The 15675-nt window shown below is 73.6% G+C and carries 15 protein-coding genes and 1 tRNA gene; 6 read left to right on the forward strand and 10 right to left on the reverse strand.

The genetic code is table 11. The annotated features are described in order from the left end of the window. Positions 1 to 610 precede the first annotated feature (610 nt). Positions 611 to 2035 (forward strand): M6 family metalloprotease domain-containing protein, encoded by a 1425-nt coding sequence (locus ABZ861_RS05315; RefSeq protein WP_361623989.1) that lies wholly within the window; start codon positions 611 to 613, stop codon positions 2033 to 2035. A 186-nt stretch (positions 2036 to 2221) separates the two neighbouring features. Here the strand turns inward: ABZ861_RS05315 and ABZ861_RS05320 are convergent. From ABZ861_RS05320 to ABZ861_RS05340, 5 genes are all read right to left on the reverse strand, one after another. Beyond that, positions 2222 to 2295: transfer RNA gene (locus ABZ861_RS05320), tRNA-Lys, on the reverse strand. Next, positions 2286 to 2927, reverse strand: coding sequence for a bifunctional DNA primase/polymerase (locus tag ABZ861_RS05325; protein ID WP_361623992.1), 642 nt, complete (start codon positions 2925 to 2927; stop codon positions 2286 to 2288). Before ABZ861_RS05325 ends, ABZ861_RS05320 begins: the two co-directional genes overlap by 10 nt. A 145-nt stretch (positions 2928 to 3072) precedes the next feature. Then, positions 3073 to 3447, reverse strand: a complete 375-nt coding sequence (locus ABZ861_RS05330; protein ID WP_361623995.1) for a hypothetical protein — start codon at positions 3445 to 3447, stop codon at positions 3073 to 3075. A 569-nt stretch (positions 3448 to 4016) separates the two neighbouring features. Then, positions 4017 to 4502 (reverse strand): hypothetical protein, encoded by a 486-nt coding sequence (locus ABZ861_RS05335; protein WP_361623998.1) that lies wholly within the window; start codon positions 4500 to 4502, stop codon positions 4017 to 4019. A gap of 86 nt (positions 4503 to 4588) precedes the next feature. Further along, positions 4589 to 4813 (reverse strand): DUF397 domain-containing protein, encoded by a 225-nt coding sequence (locus tag ABZ861_RS05340; RefSeq protein WP_361624001.1) that lies wholly within the window; start codon positions 4811 to 4813, stop codon positions 4589 to 4591. A 396-nt stretch (positions 4814 to 5209) separates the two neighbouring features. On the opposite strand from ABZ861_RS05340, the gene ABZ861_RS05345 reads away from it, so the two are divergent. From ABZ861_RS05345 to ABZ861_RS05355, 3 genes are read left to right on the forward strand one after another with little or no spacing between them, the layout of a single operon-like run. After that, complete coding sequence (locus tag ABZ861_RS05345; RefSeq protein ID WP_361624004.1) at positions 5210 to 5464, forward strand: hypothetical protein; 255 nt, start codon at positions 5210 to 5212, stop codon at positions 5462 to 5464. Further along, positions 5436 to 5951, forward strand: coding sequence for a DUF6879 family protein (locus tag ABZ861_RS05350; RefSeq protein ID WP_361624007.1), 516 nt, complete (start codon positions 5436 to 5438; stop codon positions 5949 to 5951). Before ABZ861_RS05345 ends, ABZ861_RS05350 begins: the two co-directional genes overlap by 29 nt. A gap of 14 nt (positions 5952 to 5965) precedes the next feature. Next, complete coding sequence (locus ABZ861_RS05355) at positions 5966 to 6814, forward strand: helix-turn-helix transcriptional regulator (protein ID WP_361624010.1); 849 nt, start codon at positions 5966 to 5968, stop codon at positions 6812 to 6814. 21 nt (positions 6815 to 6835) lie between these two features. On the opposite strand, the gene ABZ861_RS05360 is transcribed toward ABZ861_RS05355, so the two are convergent. The 4 genes from ABZ861_RS05360 to ABZ861_RS05375 all read right to left on the reverse strand — a co-directional run bounded on the left by ABZ861_RS05360 (position 6836) and on the right by ABZ861_RS05375 (position 12207). Further along, positions 6836 to 8128 (reverse strand): AAA domain-containing protein, encoded by a 1293-nt coding sequence (locus ABZ861_RS05360; protein WP_361624457.1) that lies wholly within the window; start codon positions 8126 to 8128, stop codon positions 6836 to 6838. A gap of 428 nt (positions 8129 to 8556) precedes the next feature. Beyond that, positions 8557 to 10152, reverse strand: a complete 1596-nt coding sequence (locus ABZ861_RS05365) for a hypothetical protein (RefSeq protein ID WP_361624013.1) — start codon at positions 10150 to 10152, stop codon at positions 8557 to 8559. Then, positions 10143 to 11255 carry a hypothetical protein gene (locus ABZ861_RS05370; protein ID WP_361624460.1) on the reverse strand — a complete coding sequence of 371 codons (1113 nt, stop codon included), beginning with the start codon at positions 11253 to 11255 and terminating at the stop codon, positions 10143 to 10145. The genes ABZ861_RS05365 and ABZ861_RS05370 overlap by 10 nt, the downstream gene beginning before the upstream one ends. Position 11256: 1 nt before the next feature. Continuing rightward, the gene (locus ABZ861_RS05375; RefSeq protein WP_361624016.1) at positions 11257 to 12207 is read right to left on the reverse strand and encodes a phosphatase PAP2 family protein; all 951 of its coding nucleotides are present in this window, start codon (positions 12205 to 12207) and stop codon (positions 11257 to 11259) included. A 330-nt stretch (positions 12208 to 12537) separates the two neighbouring features. Here ABZ861_RS05375 and ABZ861_RS05380 point away from each other — a divergent pair, with 330 nt between their 5' ends. Further along, on the forward strand, positions 12538 to 13134 hold the full coding sequence (locus ABZ861_RS05380; RefSeq protein WP_361624019.1) for a histidine phosphatase family protein: 597 nt from the start codon (positions 12538 to 12540) through the stop codon (positions 13132 to 13134). A 111-nt stretch (positions 13135 to 13245) separates the two neighbouring features. Here ABZ861_RS05380 and ABZ861_RS05385 read toward each other — a convergent pair whose 3' ends face one another. Then, positions 13246 to 14811 (reverse strand): hypothetical protein, encoded by a 1566-nt coding sequence (locus tag ABZ861_RS05385; protein ID WP_361624022.1) that lies wholly within the window; start codon positions 14809 to 14811, stop codon positions 13246 to 13248. A 282-nt stretch (positions 14812 to 15093) separates the two neighbouring features. On the opposite strand from ABZ861_RS05385, the gene ABZ861_RS05390 reads away from it, so the two are divergent. After that, positions 15094 to 15489, forward strand: a complete 396-nt coding sequence (locus ABZ861_RS05390) for a hypothetical protein (protein ID WP_361624025.1) — start codon at positions 15094 to 15096, stop codon at positions 15487 to 15489. Positions 15490 to 15675 lie beyond the last annotated feature (186 nt).

The raw sequence follows: 15675 nt of genomic DNA on the forward strand, positions 1-15675 counted from the left end.
GGAAGGCATTGGTGCAGACGCTCAGCCGGGGCGGTGCGGGGTCCGACGGGGCGCCCGGGGCGGGTCTCGCCCCGCTGGCCTGTCCGCTGCCAGCACCCCTCACTGCTTCACTCTGGGTGACCTTAGATGGCATGAGGTCAGCCGTGGGCGCCGGGCCTTCGGACGTTCCACTCACCGCTCGCTCCCGCAGTGCACTCGGTCTTCGTATCGGTTTCGTCGGGTGGCCGGCCGGATGACGACGGCCGCCGGGCCCGGTTCCGCGCGGCGAAGTGCCAGGAAAGTGTGCCGATCATAGAGGCTCGCGGCCGACGCCTTCCAGCCGCTTGCCGTTCTCGCCGGTGGGCTGGCACGTTCGACAGATCGTTTCTGCTCGCGCCTGGCCGGGTCGTTCACTCGTCCGACCGCTTGTGACGTTGCGTGAGCGGTCCGGGGGTGTCGCCCGTCCCGGCCGCCGCGGCCCCGCGTTCCGCGTGCCCGAGCCCCGATCACCCCTGCGCTCATCGCCCGCTCACCTCCTGGTCACTCTTCCGGTGCAGACAAACAGGGCATACCTCCCAAAGCTCCCACAGGCTGGATGCGGTGTCCCCGCGAACCGCACCCGGAGGTCCCTGTGCCGCGTCAGCTCCCCCCGAAGGCGCCCCATCGCGACGCGCTCAACGGGACGGGGTCGCGCTGGACGGCGGCGCGGCGGACGGGGGCGCGCTGGACCTGGGCGCGGCCCCGACTGCGCTGCACCGCCGCGGTGTTCACCACGCTGTCGGCGGTCGCCGCCACCTCGATCCTCAGCGGCCCGTCGCTCGCCGAGCCGTTCTCCACCGCGCCCTGCGCGCTGCGGCGGACCCAGGCCCACCACTCCGAGGGCGTGGACACCTGGAACCCCGACTACACCCGGCCGACCAGGCCGCTGGACGCCGTGATGGTCTTCCTGTCCTTCCCGGACTCCGCCCCGCTCACCACCCCCAAGGAACTGGCCGCCGACCACTTCCCGGCCACCAGCACTTTCTACGCACAGGCGTCCTACGGCCAGTTCACCCTGCGCCCGCATCCGCTCTCCCACTGGATCAAGATGCCGCGCCCGTCCACGGCGTACGCCATGCACCGCGACTGGGACACCGCCGACCGGGGCGCCTACCTGCGCGACGCGGTCGCCGCCGCTGACCCGCAGGTCGACTTCTCCCGCTACGACGTCGTGTACTTCGTGGCCGACCCGGACGCGCCCGGCGTCGACTCGGACGCCACGAAAGTGGTCAACCTGGACGTCCCGCTGCGCGCCGACCACACCGACATCCGCCGGGTGGTGACGGTGTTCGAACGGCACCCACCGGACCGCCTCGTGCTCGCCCACGAGACCGGGCACGCCTTCGACCTGCCGGACCTGTACCACCGGCCGGAGGACGACAAGGGCGACTGGGACACCTACGTCGGCGACTGGGACCTGATGGGCAGCCAGTTCGCGCTCTCACCGGACTTCTTCGCCTGGCACAAGTGGAAGCTGGGCTGGCTGGGCCCCCGTCAGGTGACCTGCGTGATGGGCACGCGGCCGACCCGGCTGACCCTGGAGCCGGTGGAGGTGGGCCCGTCGGGGACGCCGGGCGCCTCGGGCGCCCCGGACGCGGCGGGGGCCGCCGGAGCGCCGGGCGGCGTCCCGGGTGCGGCGCCGTCGCGGTCCGGCGCGGCGGGGACGCCGATGTTCGGCCTGGGCGACGGGACCAAGCTGGCGGTGGTGCGGACCGGGAGCGACACCGCGCTCGCCGTCGAGGCGCGCAACTCGCTCGGCAACGACGTCACCGGTTGCCGGGAGGGCGTACTGGTGTACCGGGTGCGCGACGACGCCGAGTCCGGCGCCGGATCCATCCAGGTGATCGACGCCCATCCGCACACCCAGGCGTGCCCGGAGAACTCCGTCTACCCGCCCCTCGCGGACGCGCCCCTCGGCGTGGGGGAGAGCTTCACGGTGCCGGGCGACGGCGTCCGCGTCGCGGTGGCCGACCGTACGGCGTCCGGGGCGTACACGGTGGAGATCACACCAGGATGAGCGGGTCGCACGCGGTGGCGGTCCTTGGAGACGGACCCCGGACGCGGTGATCCGAGAACGAGGGAATGCTGGGAACAGCGGGAACAGCGGGAACAGCGGGAACAGCGGGAACAGCGGGAGCGGTGGAAACGACGAGGGCGAGACCGTTTCGCGGTGTTCCGCGAAGCTGCCTCGCCCTCGTCACAGTGCGCCGCCAGGGACTCGAACCCCGGACCCGCTGATTAAGAGTCAGCTGCTCTAACCAACTGAGCTAGCGGCGCCTGCTGACGTCGTAGACCTTAGCACCCTGGTCGGCGGGAGGAAAAATCGGAATCCGCAGGGCCGCGCGGGCCGCCCGCACGGCCGCCCAGAGCAGGATCTCGGGGCCCGGAAGCCATGGATGGCGGCCGTCCGGGGCGACCAGCCAGCGGGAGCCGGACCGCTCCGCGCCGGGGCCGCCGACCGGCGCGGGGACGGTCACGGCGTCGCCGGCGCCGTGGCACAGCAGCGGCGGCACGCCCCCGGCGCGCCCGGCGCCGGACCGCCGGTCCCGGGCGCCCCACTCCTCCCATTCGAGCAGCGACGGCAGCCGTTGCGCGGCGCCCGGCGCGGCGAACAGCAGCATCCGCCCCCGGTGCCCGGCGACCGGGCCCGAACCGGGGCCCTCCTCCCGCAGCCGGTCCAGCATCCCGCGACCGAAGACCACGGGAGCGCTCACCACGTCGAACGCCGTGCCGCAGGGCAGGACGACCGGAGCCCCCGGCCGCTCCCGCCAGAGCGCCAGCGCGCCGTGCGGGCACGGTTCGGCCGAGGCGAGCCAGGCGGCGCCGTCGGCGGTGACTCGGGAGGCGTCGCGGCGGCGTCCGGCCAGACGGTCGAGACGGTCCAGGGGGAGGTTCTCCGTGCGGCTCATGACACAGAGGTCTACCGAACGTGAGGAGTCGCCTGCGCTGGGTTGCCGAAAGCCGGGACAGAGACGCGCCGCAGGGAGTATCTTGCCCGCCTGGCATATGCCAGGCGGCTGACGTCCGGAGGGTTCCGGCGTGCCGGGCGCGGCCTCACATCGGGTCGGCCGGGTTGGCGTGCACACTGCCCTCGGCGCCGCGCAACAGGTCGCGCCCGAACTCGACCATCTTCTGCGCGTAGTCCTCCGTCCACTCCGCCCGCTCGGCGATGTCCGCGGGGCTCAGCCGGTCGAAGCGCCGAGGGTCCGCGAGCTGGGCCGCCGCGACGGCCTGGAACTCCACGGCGCGGTCGGCCGCCGCCCGGAAGGCGAGCGTCAGCTCCGTCGCCCGCGCGAGCAGCGCCCGCGGGTCGTCGATCGACTCCAGGTCGAAGAAGTGCTCCGGATCGGCGGCGGCTTCGGCGGGCTCGAACAGCAGGGGCGCGGGGCGTAGCCGCGGATCGTTCCGACGCGGCGTGGGCTCCGCCATGTCTTCTCCTCCTCGTACGGTGCGGGCGGCGCCGCCGTGCGCGGGCCGCCTTCCATTGTCCCGCGCGCCCGCAAGGCCGCGTCGGACCTCGCGACCCGGAGCATCGGGACAAGGGCAGGACATACCCGCCCGGCGGCCTTCCCAGGCCTCCGGACGCCCCGGCGTCCGCCCCGAACCGAGCGGGCGGCCCGGGTGCCGCCGGCGTCCGCTCCAGCGTGCACGACCCGCCGTCCGCGAACGCCCCGGCGTGAGCCGACCGTCCGCACCCAGATCAGGGCCGCCACGCCACCGCGTGGTTCCGCAGGCGGTCCAGGATCGCGTGGTTGGCGTCCCAAAGGGGCGGGCAGCGAATCTCTGCCTGTCGGTGCCCGCTGTGCTGCTGGACGACGAGGAGAGCTACTCCGCGTTAGGGAGTGTTTCGAAAATAGCGTCGTCCGCCCGCCGGGCAGACAAGACTTTTGATATGTGCCCTAGCCGTCTCTATCAGAAGATGAGGGAAAAGCGGCCGACCGGCCACCGTTTTCACACTCCGCGGTGCCTTTGTGGCCGGGGCTTCTTTGTTGCTTCGACTATGCGACTGGGCAGGCCAGTTCGGCGTTCGCCCGATTCGGGGAACACGTCACCACTGCCAAGGAAAGATACGAGGGACGTTCCAGGTAGAAGCCGTACGACACATCAGCACCTGAGTGCAGTCGTTCGGCAGCGGCGTTCACCAGTCGGGCCAGTCGCGTAGTGTCACGGTCCCTCTCTGACGCGAACCGAGGTGCGTACTCGGCCAGCCGCTCGCCAAGCCATGACGCGGCCTCCTTCGCCTCATCCCACGTGCCACGAACTAAGGAAGGCGGCTTGATCAGCCAGTACGCCGTTTCGATGGGCGGTAGGTCAGATGTCGGGAACTCTGCCACCACTTCCCGATAGCGCTTGAGCAGATGCTCTGCCTTCACGTCCTCATCGGACACTGGAGCCGGTGGAGGCTCGGGATGTGGGGGCCGCCGTAGCGCTTCCTGGTCCAAGCGCTCTTTCGGGCCAGTCCACAGATAGCCGTGGTGGTGCACGAGTCGTTCCCGTCCGAGAGGCGCCGGCCGGACCGGATCCAGGGACGAGGGATGGACCCGGGCCGGCCGGCGTGGGGGGAGGAGGATCAGACGTTCAGGCCGAAGCGCGCCGGGTCGATCCCGGCCGAGCCCAGTTCCTCCGTGGTGAACCGCAGCGGCTGAGCGTCGGGCCGCTTGCTGTCACCGAGGGCCCAGGCGTCGTCGCCGATCCGGGCCAGGGTCACGCACCCCTCCGTGCAGGGGCCGCCGCACGCTCGCACGAACGAGGCCCCCTTGATGTCGAGCGCGTAAAGGTCGGTTCCGTTCTGCATCACTGCACCTTCCTGCTCAACTAATCGCGGCCATGACTGACCGCCGCCGCCCGGTGCAGGCGGAAGTCCAGGTCCCCCACAACTGCGGCAGGGGCTCTACGCGCGTGAACGATCACGGCGAACGAGGTGCTGATGTTTCGGAGACCGGTGCGACTGGCACGGCCCGGGTGCCTCGTGCACTCCACGTCCTGCGCTCTGTTCTCGCCCGTCGCACCGCGCCCTCCCGATCGATTCCGCGTCGATGTGCCGACGGTAGGAAGCGGTGAGTGTCGGACTCCACAAACTTGCATAAGCTTGCACATCAATTGACTTGGCTAGTAGTGCTATTGACGTTGTCTTCGCAGTTCAAGGAACCTGATGCAAGCCTGAGCAAGCGCCTAGACCAGGGAGTCAGCCATGGCCGTGAAGTTCATCGGAATCGACCCCGACACGGATCGGGACCACTGCCCCACCGTGTGGGCGGACGCAGACGCTCAGGAGATCTTGTTGCAGGGATGGAAGCCGAACGTCGACACTCAAGCGGAGTGCGAGGCGAGCAGCCCCGCGAACGGCTCGGTACCCGATAGTGAGGCCGTCGTCAGGATTCCGGCCCGGATGATCCCGATGATCAGGGAGGCGTGTGATGCCGTCGAGCGTGCCCAGCTTCGCTGAGCTGCTTGGCCAGTGCGAGCGGTCCGCCGTTCACCTTGAACTGCGTGACTCCTACGCCCCGACGGACCGGTTCGAGGCATGGAAGCGGGGTGAGCGGATCGATTGGGAGGACCGCGCATCCTGGTGGCACTCCTACGACCAGTTGATCACGGACGCCGTGGCCCGGGGCGTGGCGATCCGCCGGGCCCGGGTGGTCTCCGAACCTGTAGCGGACTACATCCGCTGGGAGCACTACGTCACCCGCGCCAACGTCACGGCGGGCGAGGAAGTGCGGTGGCTGCCACGACGACGGGCTACGAGCATCGCCCTGCCGGGCAATGACTTCTGGCTCTTCGACGGCGCTCTGCTCCGGGTGCACCACTTCTCCGGTGATGGAGTGGTGGTGGAAGACGAGATCACGGCGGACCCGGAAGCCGTGAAGCTGTGCTCCGCCGCCTTCGAAGCGGTCTGGGAGCGAGCGATCCCGCACTGCCTGTACGAGATCTGACGAAAGCCAGCTCGATGCCCCCACACCCCTCCTCACGCGTTCAGAAGGCCCGTGAAGAACTGGCCGGCCGTCTGCGTGAGATCCGGAAGGACGCGGGGATCAGCGGGCGGGAGCTGGCCGTCCGGTGCGGCTGGTCGGAGTCGAAGTCATCCCGCATCGACAACGCCAAAACCCCTCCCTCCGACGCGGACATCCAAGCCTGGTGCCGAGCCTGCGCCGCTGGTGACCAGGCCGCCGACCTGATCGCCGCCAACAGACAGTCCGCAGATGCTCATGTGCAGTGGAGGCAGCTCCAGCGAAGCGGTCTCCGTCGTTTGCAGGAGTCCACAGGGGATCTGTACCGACAAACAAAGATGTTCAGGGTCTACGTCTCCGATGTGATCCCCGGATTCCTCCAGACGCCCGGATACGCCGCCGCTCTGCTGCCCTCCATCGCGCACTTCCGGGGCACTCCGGACGACGTGAGCGATGCCGTGGCGGCCCGTATGAGGCGTAACGAGGTGCTCGGCAACGGTGCACGCCGGTTCTCTTTCGTGCTGGAGGAGTCGGTGTTGCGGTACCGGCTGTGCAGCGCGGAGACGATGGCGGCACAGCTTGGTCACCTGCTCGGGGTCATGGATCTCCAGAACGTCGCCGTGGGGCTCATCCCGTTCTCAGCTCAACGAGCCGTGTGGCCCATGCCCACCTTCACGATCTTCGACGACGCCAGGGTGCACGCGGACACCCTGGACGCTGCCGCCACCCTCACGCAGCCCAGCCAGGTGGAGCTGTACAGCCGAGCCTTTGAACGGCTGTCACAGGAAGCCGTGAGTGGAGCGGCTGCACGTGCTCTCATAACGGCTGCGTTGGCATCCCTGGACTGACTGCTTGTGCGTCATCGCAGTTCAGGGACGCCACGCCACCGCGTGGTTCCGCAGGCGGTCCAGGATCGCGTGGTTGGCGTCCCAGCCGTCGGGGAACTTCACCGTGACGCCCAGTTGGACCGGCTCCGTGGACGGGTGGTCGTCCAGCAGCTCGCTCACTCCCTCGCGGCAGATCACGATGCAGGCGTGCCGGTGGCGCGAGGTCAGCACGCACAGGCGGCCGGTCTCCAGGTGGAACGCGGTGGCGTCGGGGCGCCCGGAGAGCGGGTGCAGCACCACCGTGACGTCGAACTCCCGGCCCTGGAGCCGGTTCGCCGTGTCGACCGTGACGGCCGCGGCGCCGCTGATCCCCAGCTCGGCGAGCGCTGCCCGTACCGCCGCCGCCTGGTCGCGGTGCGCCGTGCCCACCGCGATCCGGTCCGCGGTCAGCGGGGCCGCCTGCTCCGACGCCTCCGACACGGTGGACCCGCCCCGGGCCAGCAGCCGCGCCACGACCGCGGCGACCGCCCGGACCGCCTCCGGGTCGGTGCGCGGAGTGCGCCGGGCGGGCAGCTCCAGCAGGCCCCAGCCCGACGCGGCCGCCTCGTCGATCACCCGGTCGGGGCCGGAGCCGTCGGAGGGGACGGCGAAGCCGAGGCGTCGGTCGCCCGGCCCGGTGCCGCTGCGGAACGGCGTGTACGGGTAGAACGCGGCGGAGACCAGCGGCGCCGCCGACGCCGGGAGCCGCCAGGACACCGGCAGCCGGTGCTGGGGCAGCTCCGGGTTGTGCGCCAGCAGGGTCGTCACCGCCGAGGCCGACGGGTCGTAGGACAGCCCGGCCCACTGCTCGCCACCCACGATCGAGAACGGGTCGAGCTGGCCGGGATCGCCCACGAACAGCGCCCGTTCGAACAGCCCGGCCACGGCGAGCAGCGCGTCGGAGCGCATCTGGTAGGCCTCGTCGACGATCGCGTGCCGCCACGGCTCGTCGACCTTCACATGCGCCCACTTCGCCGCCGTGGACAGCACGACGTCGAGCCCGGCGAGGTCGCCGGCCTTGGCGGACTTCCGCACGTTCGGCAGGGCGTCCAGCGCCGGGTCGTAGGGGGCGGCGTCGCTGCTGTGCAGCCGGCCCACGGGCAGCTCCGGGTTCTTCCGCGCCAGCCGCGCCACCAGGTCGTCGACCTGCGCGTTGGTCTGCGCGACCACCATCAGCGGGCGCCCGGCGGCGGCCAGCTCCAGGGCCGCCCGGACGACCAGCGTGGACTTGCCTGCCCCCGGCGGCGAGTCGACGACGACCCCGCGGTGGGCGCCGTGCAGGGTGTCGCGCAGGATCGCCTCGGTGGCGCGCGCAGCCGCCGCGCCGGGGTCGAAGGCGGCGCGCGGGGCGGGATCGGGCGCGGCGTTCTGCCCGGCCGCGTGCTGCCCGGGGCGCTCGGGGGCGGGTCTCTGCCTGGGGGGCGCGGGAGCGGCGGGTTCCGGCCTGGGGTGCGCGCGGGCGGGTTCCGGCCTGGGGCGTCCGGGAGCCGCCTCCAGCCCGGGTCGCCCGGGGGCGGCCTCCTGTCTCGGGTGCGCGAGGGCCGCCTCCTGCCCGGAGTGCCCGGGGGTGGGCTCCTGCCCGGAGTGGGCGGGGGCAGGCTCCAGCCCGGGTCGCCCGGTCGCGGCCTCCTGCCGGGGGTGCGCGAGGGCCGCCGCCTGCGCGGAGTGCGCGGGGGCGGCCTCCTCCCCGGAGTGGGCGGGGGGCGGCTCCTGCGCGGGGGCGGTCACAGTACGTCCTCCTCGGTCACCGGGTCCTCCGCCTCGGCGGCGGTCTGCTCGTCCGGCGGGCCGCCGTGCGTCCACGGGGTCTGCTCGCGGTCGGGCAGCTTCGCGCCGCCGCGCTGCTCGTGCTCGAACAGCGTGAAGCACAGCCGGTCGCCCTTGTCCGGCACCGAACCGGCCTCGGGCTCCTTGCCGCGACCCATCTTGTCGAGGATGCGCAGGACGACCAGCGCGCCGTCCTCCTCGCGGCCGACGCACTCCGCCGACTGCGGCTTGCCGCCCAGCGAGCGGTACACCCGGCCGCGCTCGCCCAGGTGGGGCCGGTCGTCGGTGCGCACCGTCACCAGCGGGCGCGGGCTGGGGCGCTTGCCCTCGCTGTACGCCATGACCACGTCGACGACCTCTCCCGCGAACGCCTCTCCGGCCAGCCGCCGCCCGGCCATCACCATCGGGTCGTCCAGCGCCTCCTGGGCGTCCAGGCGGGCCTGCTCGCGCTCCCGCGCGGCCAGCTTGGTCGCCGCGGTGACCGCGTCGTCGCGGCGCGGCTGCGGCGGCTCCCCGGCCGCGATCCGGTCGCGGTGCGCGGTGAACGACCAGCGGTCGCGCGTCCAGCGCTCCTGCGCGTGCGCGCCCTCGGGCAGCGTCCGCAGCAGGTCCAGGCCGTCCCAGACCTTCTCCCAGGTGGGCAGGGCGGCCCGCGCGACGAGGGCGCGCACGTCGTGCTCGGCTCGGGCGAGGTCGGCGAACCGGTCGTCCGCGGCGAGGCCGTCCTCGGCGGCGGCCAGCGCGGTGCGCGCACGGTCGTAGCGCTCGACGGCGGGGGCGAGCAGCCGGTTGTCGAAGGCGGGGTCGGTGGCCGGACCGGCCGGCGGCCACGTCAACTGGCCGTCCGCGTCCCGGGCCAGTTCGGCGCGCAGCGCGGCCTCGGCGCCCGAGACGCCGGGCGGCGGGGCGATCCACGCCAGCAGCGCTCCCAGATGCTGGTCCTCCAGGGCGGACTGGCCGGTGGTCCAGTGCCGGGCCAGCACGTCGCTCATCGCCAGCAGCAGCGAGGCGCCCGGCACCCGGGCCCGCTCGGCGAAGTGGGTCAGCCACCGTCCGAGCAGCGGCACCCGGGGCGGCGCCGGGTGCGGGGCCTCGGGGTCCTGTTCGGCGGTGCGCCGAAAGCGCATGGACCGCCCGAGCAGCCGTACGAAGTCGACGCCCGCGCGGCTCGGCACGATGAGCTGGGGCGCGTCCACGCACAGCTCGGTCTCGACCTTGACGCGCTTGCCGGTCTGCGGGTCGCTCTCGCTGCGCTCGGCGGCCTCCACGCCGCCGGTGTAGGAGTCGACGTAGGGAAGCACGACGTCGGCCAGCTCGGCCAGGAACGCGAACCGCAGGTCGCGGTCGCGCGGCTGCGGCACGGCCAGCAGCCGCGGCGCCTCCCGGTCGGCGCCGACCAGCGCGCCGAGCGGGGCGCCGGTCTCGCCCGCGGTGGTGAGCGGCACGAGGACGAGCGGCCGGTCCGACAGATGCCGGTGCCGGACGGTCGCGGCGGGCTGGGCCCGTCCGGACCGCACGGCCTCCATCCGGGTCAGGGCGGCGATCAGCGACACGCGGCCTCCCGCGAGCGGTCGTCGCGACGCCCCGGACCGGCGCCGAGCGCCTCCGCGCGCAGCGCCGCCGCCCGGCGCAGCGCGGCCACCGCCGGATCGTCCGGGTCGCCCGCCTCGCCGTGGGCCGCCGCCAGCACCTCGTCCACCGTGCTCAGGCCGCCCAGCTCGGCGCGGACCGAGCGGCCCAGCGCGGTCACCGCGCCCTGCGCGCGGGAGCGCGCCCGGCAGTGGAAGGCCAGCTCGCAGGCGGCCAGGCACTCGGGCGCGTAGGTCGCGGGCACCGCCTCGACGGCGGCCGTCAGCTCCTCGGGGGGCAGCTCGGGGGCGAAGCACACGCCCGGGGGAAGCGCGTCGGCGATGTCCTGAAGGCGGGTCAGGCGCATGAGCTGCCGGGCGGTGACCGCGTGCTGCTTGCGCACGTCTACGGCGCGGGCGGCGGGCAGGTTGGAGAAGTCCTTGGGGCACACCAGAAGCACCTCGCGCCGCACGCGCAGGGCGCCGTCCGGGCGGGAGGCGAAGGCCGCGACCTTCTCCAGGGCCAGCACGTACACCGCGGCCTGCCGGGCGGCCGCGCCGACCTTGGCCGGGTCGGCGGCGCCGTCCAGCATCGGGAACGACTTGATCTCGATGACCGTCCAGGCGCCGTCCGGGTGGACCACCACCGCGTCGGGCTCCAGGAAGACGGGCGATCCGGCCACCTCCAGGGCGAGCATCGGATGGTCCAGCAGGGTCCAGGCGCCCGCCTCGGTCGCCTCGCGCAGCGCAAGCGACGTCCGCGCCACCCGCCCCTCGGGCCCGACGGCCGTCAGGTCCGGGACGTCGGCCCGGTGCGGCGGCTCGGCGCCGGGGTCCAGCGTCCGGTGGACGAGGCACAGCAGCTCCGCTCCGCCGTCGGCCTTGACCCGCGCCTCGAAGGCGTTGCCCCGCATGAAGGCGAACTGCGACTGCCCGAACGCCGACGGCGCCCCCAGCGCGCCCGCGAGCGCCGCCTTGTCCACCCCGGCGCCGTCCAGCAGCGCGCGCCGGCTGCACCCGGGGTTGGCGGCCAGTGCCGCCAGGGCGCGGGCGTCCAGCGCCCTGGCCGGGACGCCGTCCCCGCGCAGCTCAGCGAGCTGCCGCCGGAGCCCCGTCCCCGCTGTCCCGGGAGGAGGCGCCGGGCTCGGCCGCGGTACCGAGGCGTGCTTCGCGCTGCCGTGGAATTCGCTCACCCGCCGAAGTCTGGCACCCGGCGCCGACAATCGGGGATGCCGAGCGGCCTCCGAGGGCCGGGAAGCGGGCCGCCAGAGCCGTCCGGATCCGGGTCGCGGCCCTGGTCACGGAGGGTGTGAGCAGGAATCCGGCGCCCATCACGGCCACGCCCGCGACCGCGTCCAGGAAGTAGTGGTTGGCGGTGCCCATCACGACGAGCGCGGTGAGCAGCGGGTAGGCGACCGCGGCGGCCTTCGCCCAGCGCGAGCGGCCGTGCCGCCACAGCGTCACCCCGCACCACAGCGCCCAGCCCACGTGCAGGCTCGGCATGGCCGCGTACTGATTGGTCAGGCCGCCCAGGCCCCGGGGCGCGCTCGCCTCGCCGCCCCACCAGCCGTAGGAGCTGTACTGGGCCATCGTGTCCACGAAGCCGTGGTCCGGGGAGAGCAGCCGGGGCGGGCAGGTCGGCAGCAGGGTGAAGCCGATCAGTCCTATGAACGTGCACGTCATCAACCAGGTGCGGGCCGCGCGGTAATGCTCGGTGCGCGCCCGGAACAGCCACGCCAGGATCGCGGGCGTCACCAGGTAGTGCAGCGAGGCGTACCAGAAGTCGGCCGGGACGCCCAGCCAGGGCGCACTGGTGAACAGGCGGTTGAGGGGATGCTCCGCGTTCAGGTGCAGCAGCTTCTCCCAGCGCAGCAGCGCCAGGCCGTGGCCGACGGCGCTGGAGACGTCGCCGCGGGCGAGCAGCCGGCCCGCCGAGTAGCAGCCGTACACCATCAGGATCAGCGGCAGTTCGGTCCACCAGCGCAGTCGGATCCGAGGGGGCGCTTCGGTGTGCGGTGCCGGCGCCTCGGTCTGCGGCATCCGATGCCCCTCCCCGTTTCGTTGTGTCCGTCGCTGGTGTCGCTGGTGTCGGCTTGTTGTCGCTGTCTGCTGCTGTCGGGCGCCGCAGGCGGCCGGGCGGCGGGCGTCGGCCGCCGCGCGCCGCCCCCGTCCCCCCTGCGGTCCGCGGCGCGCTCGGCGGATCGTGCCACTTTACGGGGGCGGCGGCCGCCGTGGTGGAGCGCCCCCGGCCGAGGAAGACGCAGGGTCCGGCGCCCGGGTTGCCCCGGCACGGGGTGCGCGATGATGGAAGACCCCGGGGAGGACGGCGAGGTTCCGTCCTAAGATCCGACTTTTCCGGAAAGGCTCCTCATGGCTCCGCGCATCCTGCTGGCCCGGCACGGACAGACCGAGTGGTCGCTGTCCGGCAAGCACACCGGCAGGACCGACGTTCCCCTCCTGGAGGAGGGGCGGCGCGGCGCCAAACTGCTCGGCGAGCGGCTGCACCGGGCGCCCTTGGACGGCCTGCCCGGCGCCGAGGTCCGCACCAGCCCGCTCGCTCGCGCGCGGGAGACGTGCGAGCTGGCCGGCTTCGGCGAGCGCGCGACGACCTGGGACGCGCTCATGGAGTGGGACTACGGCGCCTACGAGGGCTTGAGGCCGCAGGAGATCCAGGACGCGCGGCCCGGCTGGCTCATCTGGCGCGACGGCGTCCCGCGCGGGGAGACGACCACCGAGGTGACGGCCCGCGCGGACGAGGCGGTGGCCTGGGCCCGCGCCGAGGACCGCGACGTGCTGGTCTTCGCGCACGGGCACATCCTGCGGTCCATCGGCGCGCGCTGGCTCGGCCTGCCGCTCGCCTTCGCGGCGCGGATACGGCTCAACCCGACGTCGCTGTCCGTCCTGGGCTGGGCCTACGGCGAACCGGCGATCGAGAGCTGGAACGACCTGGGGCACCTGGCCGGGTGACCCGCGCCGGTCGGCGGGTCCGTCGTACCCGTTCGGTTCCGCCCCGCCCGTTCGCGCCCTGCGCGTCGACGTCCCGCGCAGTCACGTCCCGCCCGTTCGCGCCCGGCCCGTTCACGTCCCGCGCGGTGTCGAGGCGTGCCGTTCGAGGAACGCCGACACGTCGCCGGAGCGCCGGTGCGGCGTCAGCACCCGCGCGGTGCCCGCCAGCATCGACTCGATGCGCGAGGACTGGACCTGGTCCAGCAGGTCCAGCACGCGCATCCCGGCCGCCGCCGCCTCGTCGGGGCGCCCCTCGCGCGCGAGGTCGTCCGCCAGCTCGGCGGTGTACAGCGCGATATTCCGCGTGAAGTGGGGATTCTGGAGCCGCGCGGCCCGCCGCGCGTGCCGGGCGGCGCGCTCCCAGTCGCCGAGCGCGGACCAGCACTGGGCCTCCAGACCCTCCAGTTCGGCCTCGCCGTAGAAGCTCATCCACTCCGGGTCGGCGTCGCAGGAACCCCGCCGGAACAACGCCTGCGCGCGGATGAGCGCCTGTGCGCAGGCGGAGCGGTCGGCCAGCCCCGCCCAGCCGCCCGCCTCGCGCAGCGCGAGCAGCGACAGCAGCCGCGCCGAGCCGAGGCCCCGGGCGGCGCGCTGGGCCGCCTGCGCGGCGCGCACCGCCTCGCGCGGGCGGCCCGCGTCCCGGGCCAGGAACGCCGTGTTGCAGAACGCGTGCGCCTCCAGCGCCTCGTCCCCGTTCATGCGCGCGGTGGCCAGGGCCTCCGCGTAGTGCGAACGGGCGTCGTCGAAGCGCCCCGAGTCGTGCGCCAGCCAGCCCACCGAGATGGCCAGCTCGCCCGCGCTCGAGTGCAGCCGGTCGGCGGTGGCCCGCCGGGTCGTGCCCGCGTCGAGCAGCGCGTACGCGGCGCGCAGCGGGGCCGCCGCACGGCGGTAGAGCCCGTCGGCGCCGTGCCGGTCGTCGAGCAGGCGGATCCGGCGGACGGCTTCTTCGAGGGCGCCCGCCTCGCTCGCCCCGGCGCGGCGGACGGGACGCTCCGCTGCCGAGGCGTCGACGGCGAGCCCCAGGGGGCCCAGCGAGGCGGCGGCCACGGTGGCGCCGCGGGTCATGAATGCGCGACGCAGCACGTCGCTCTCCTCGTGGTCTTCGTGCGGGCGGTACAGGTCGTGCGGGGGAAACGGGTGATGCGGCTCCCGCGGGCGGTACGGGTCGTGCCGGTGGTTCAGGTCGTGCGCGTCCGGCTCCTGGTGCGAGTCCGGCGTGCGGTGCGGGTCTGGCGCGTGGTGCGCCTGGTACCCGTCATACGGATGCGACGCCTCCGGCGTTTCATGCGGGGCGTGTTCGGGTTGCGTGGTGCACGCCGGGGGCGCGTCGGCTGGGACGCGCGCCCCGCGCCCACGGACGGACGAGCGGGGGGCGAAGCCCAGATCGGCGAGGGTCTGCCCGGGGAACATGTGCAGGAAGACCCGCTCGTAGGCGTAGTTGGGGCAGCGGATCTCACCGGCCTCGACCCGCCCGACGTAGCGCGCGTCACAGCTCACCTGTTCGCCGATCTCGCGGGCGGCACGGCGCACCGCCGCGGCGAACTCGGCCGGGGAGCGCTGGCCGCGCAGCCGCCGGAAAGCGAGATTCGGCCGCGGCGGCCGGGGGGACTGGGACGAGGTCACCGTCGACGACGTCATGGCCGGGCCCTCTCGTGCGAACCGTCGAACCGTGCCGGACGCACGGTGAGTTGTCCGGCTTACCCGAGTGACACCCTGTTCCGGCGGCCAAGAACGTACCCGCTGTGCCCGCTCCGCCACGCGGTGTTTGACCGCAAACCGGATATCTCACCCGTGATCTGCCATGAACTGCCATCCTTTGCGGCTGACTTCCTCCGTGGCCGTTGACGCGCCGCCGCGTTGAACCGGATGGACCGGGAGACGTTCGGCTCCCGACCCGCTCGTGCACGAGGAGGGGTTTTCGTGGTGGAGACCAACCGCGGCGTCGGCGCCTGTGCTCCGTCGGAGGCCGGACCCGGGTGCGACCTGGTGACGGTGCCCGCGCGGCAGGGCCTGGAGGCCGTCGACATCCTGCGCCGCGCGCCGGAGGACGCCGTGGGCCCCGTGCTGCACGACGGCGGCGGCGACACGCTGGGCTTCGTCGTCCCGGCGGGCACGGCGGCGGGCTGGGACGTGCCGGGAAGCACGTGCACCGAGACGGACGGCCGCGGCCTGCGCTTGGCGCCCGCGCCGCCGGTGGAGGGCTCGGACTGGCTGCTGCCGCCCGAGGAGGCCGACCCCGCCACCGACCCCGCCGTGCTGCGCCGCGCCCTGGACGAGGCGGCCCGCATGATCGAGGCGGCGGATAGCTGCTGCTGACGGGGCGCGGCGCGGCGCCGCGACGGCGCGGTCTGTCTACGGGCTGCTTCGGACCGCTTCTGCATTCGCCGGCCCGGCGGTCCCGCTTCTCCCCGCCCGGCGGTCCCGCGTCCGCCCGCCCGGTGCTCCCGCGTCCGCCCGTCGGAGGCCGGGGCTCCCATCTGGTGCTCCCGCGTCCGCCCGTCA

The sequence above is a fragment of the Streptomyces sp. NPDC046985 genome (assembly GCF_040644415.1).
Classification (GTDB): Bacteria; Actinomycetota; Actinomycetes; order Streptomycetales; family Streptomycetaceae; genus Streptomyces.

Coding starts and splice junctions, on each gene's coding strand:
- ABZ861_RS05340 (WP_361624001.1), bottom strand. CDS start 4,813: ATGCAGAACGGAACCGACCTTTACGCGCTCGACATCAAGGGGGCCTCG.
- ABZ861_RS05350 (WP_361624007.1), top strand. CDS start 5,436: ATGCCGTCGAGCGTGCCCAGCTTCGCTGAGCTGCTTGGCCAGTGCGAG.
- ABZ861_RS05325 (WP_361623992.1), bottom strand. CDS start 2,927: ATGAGCCGCACGGAGAACCTCCCCCTGGACCGTCTCGACCGTCTGGCC.
- ABZ861_RS05345 (WP_361624004.1), top strand. CDS start 5,210: ATGGCCGTGAAGTTCATCGGAATCGACCCCGACACGGATCGGGACCAC.
- ABZ861_RS05380 (WP_361624019.1), top strand. CDS start 12,538: ATGGCTCCGCGCATCCTGCTGGCCCGGCACGGACAGACCGAGTGGTCG.
- ABZ861_RS05375 (WP_361624016.1), bottom strand. CDS start 12,207: ATGCCGCAGACCGAGGCGCCGGCACCGCACACCGAAGCGCCCCCTCGG.
- ABZ861_RS05330 (WP_361623995.1), bottom strand. CDS start 3,447: ATGGCGGAGCCCACGCCGCGTCGGAACGATCCGCGGCTACGCCCCGCG.
- ABZ861_RS05385 (WP_361624022.1), bottom strand. CDS start 14,811: ATGACGTCGTCGACGGTGACCTCGTCCCAGTCCCCCCGGCCGCCGCGG.
- ABZ861_RS05355 (WP_361624010.1), top strand. CDS start 5,966: ATGCCCCCACACCCCTCCTCACGCGTTCAGAAGGCCCGTGAAGAACTG.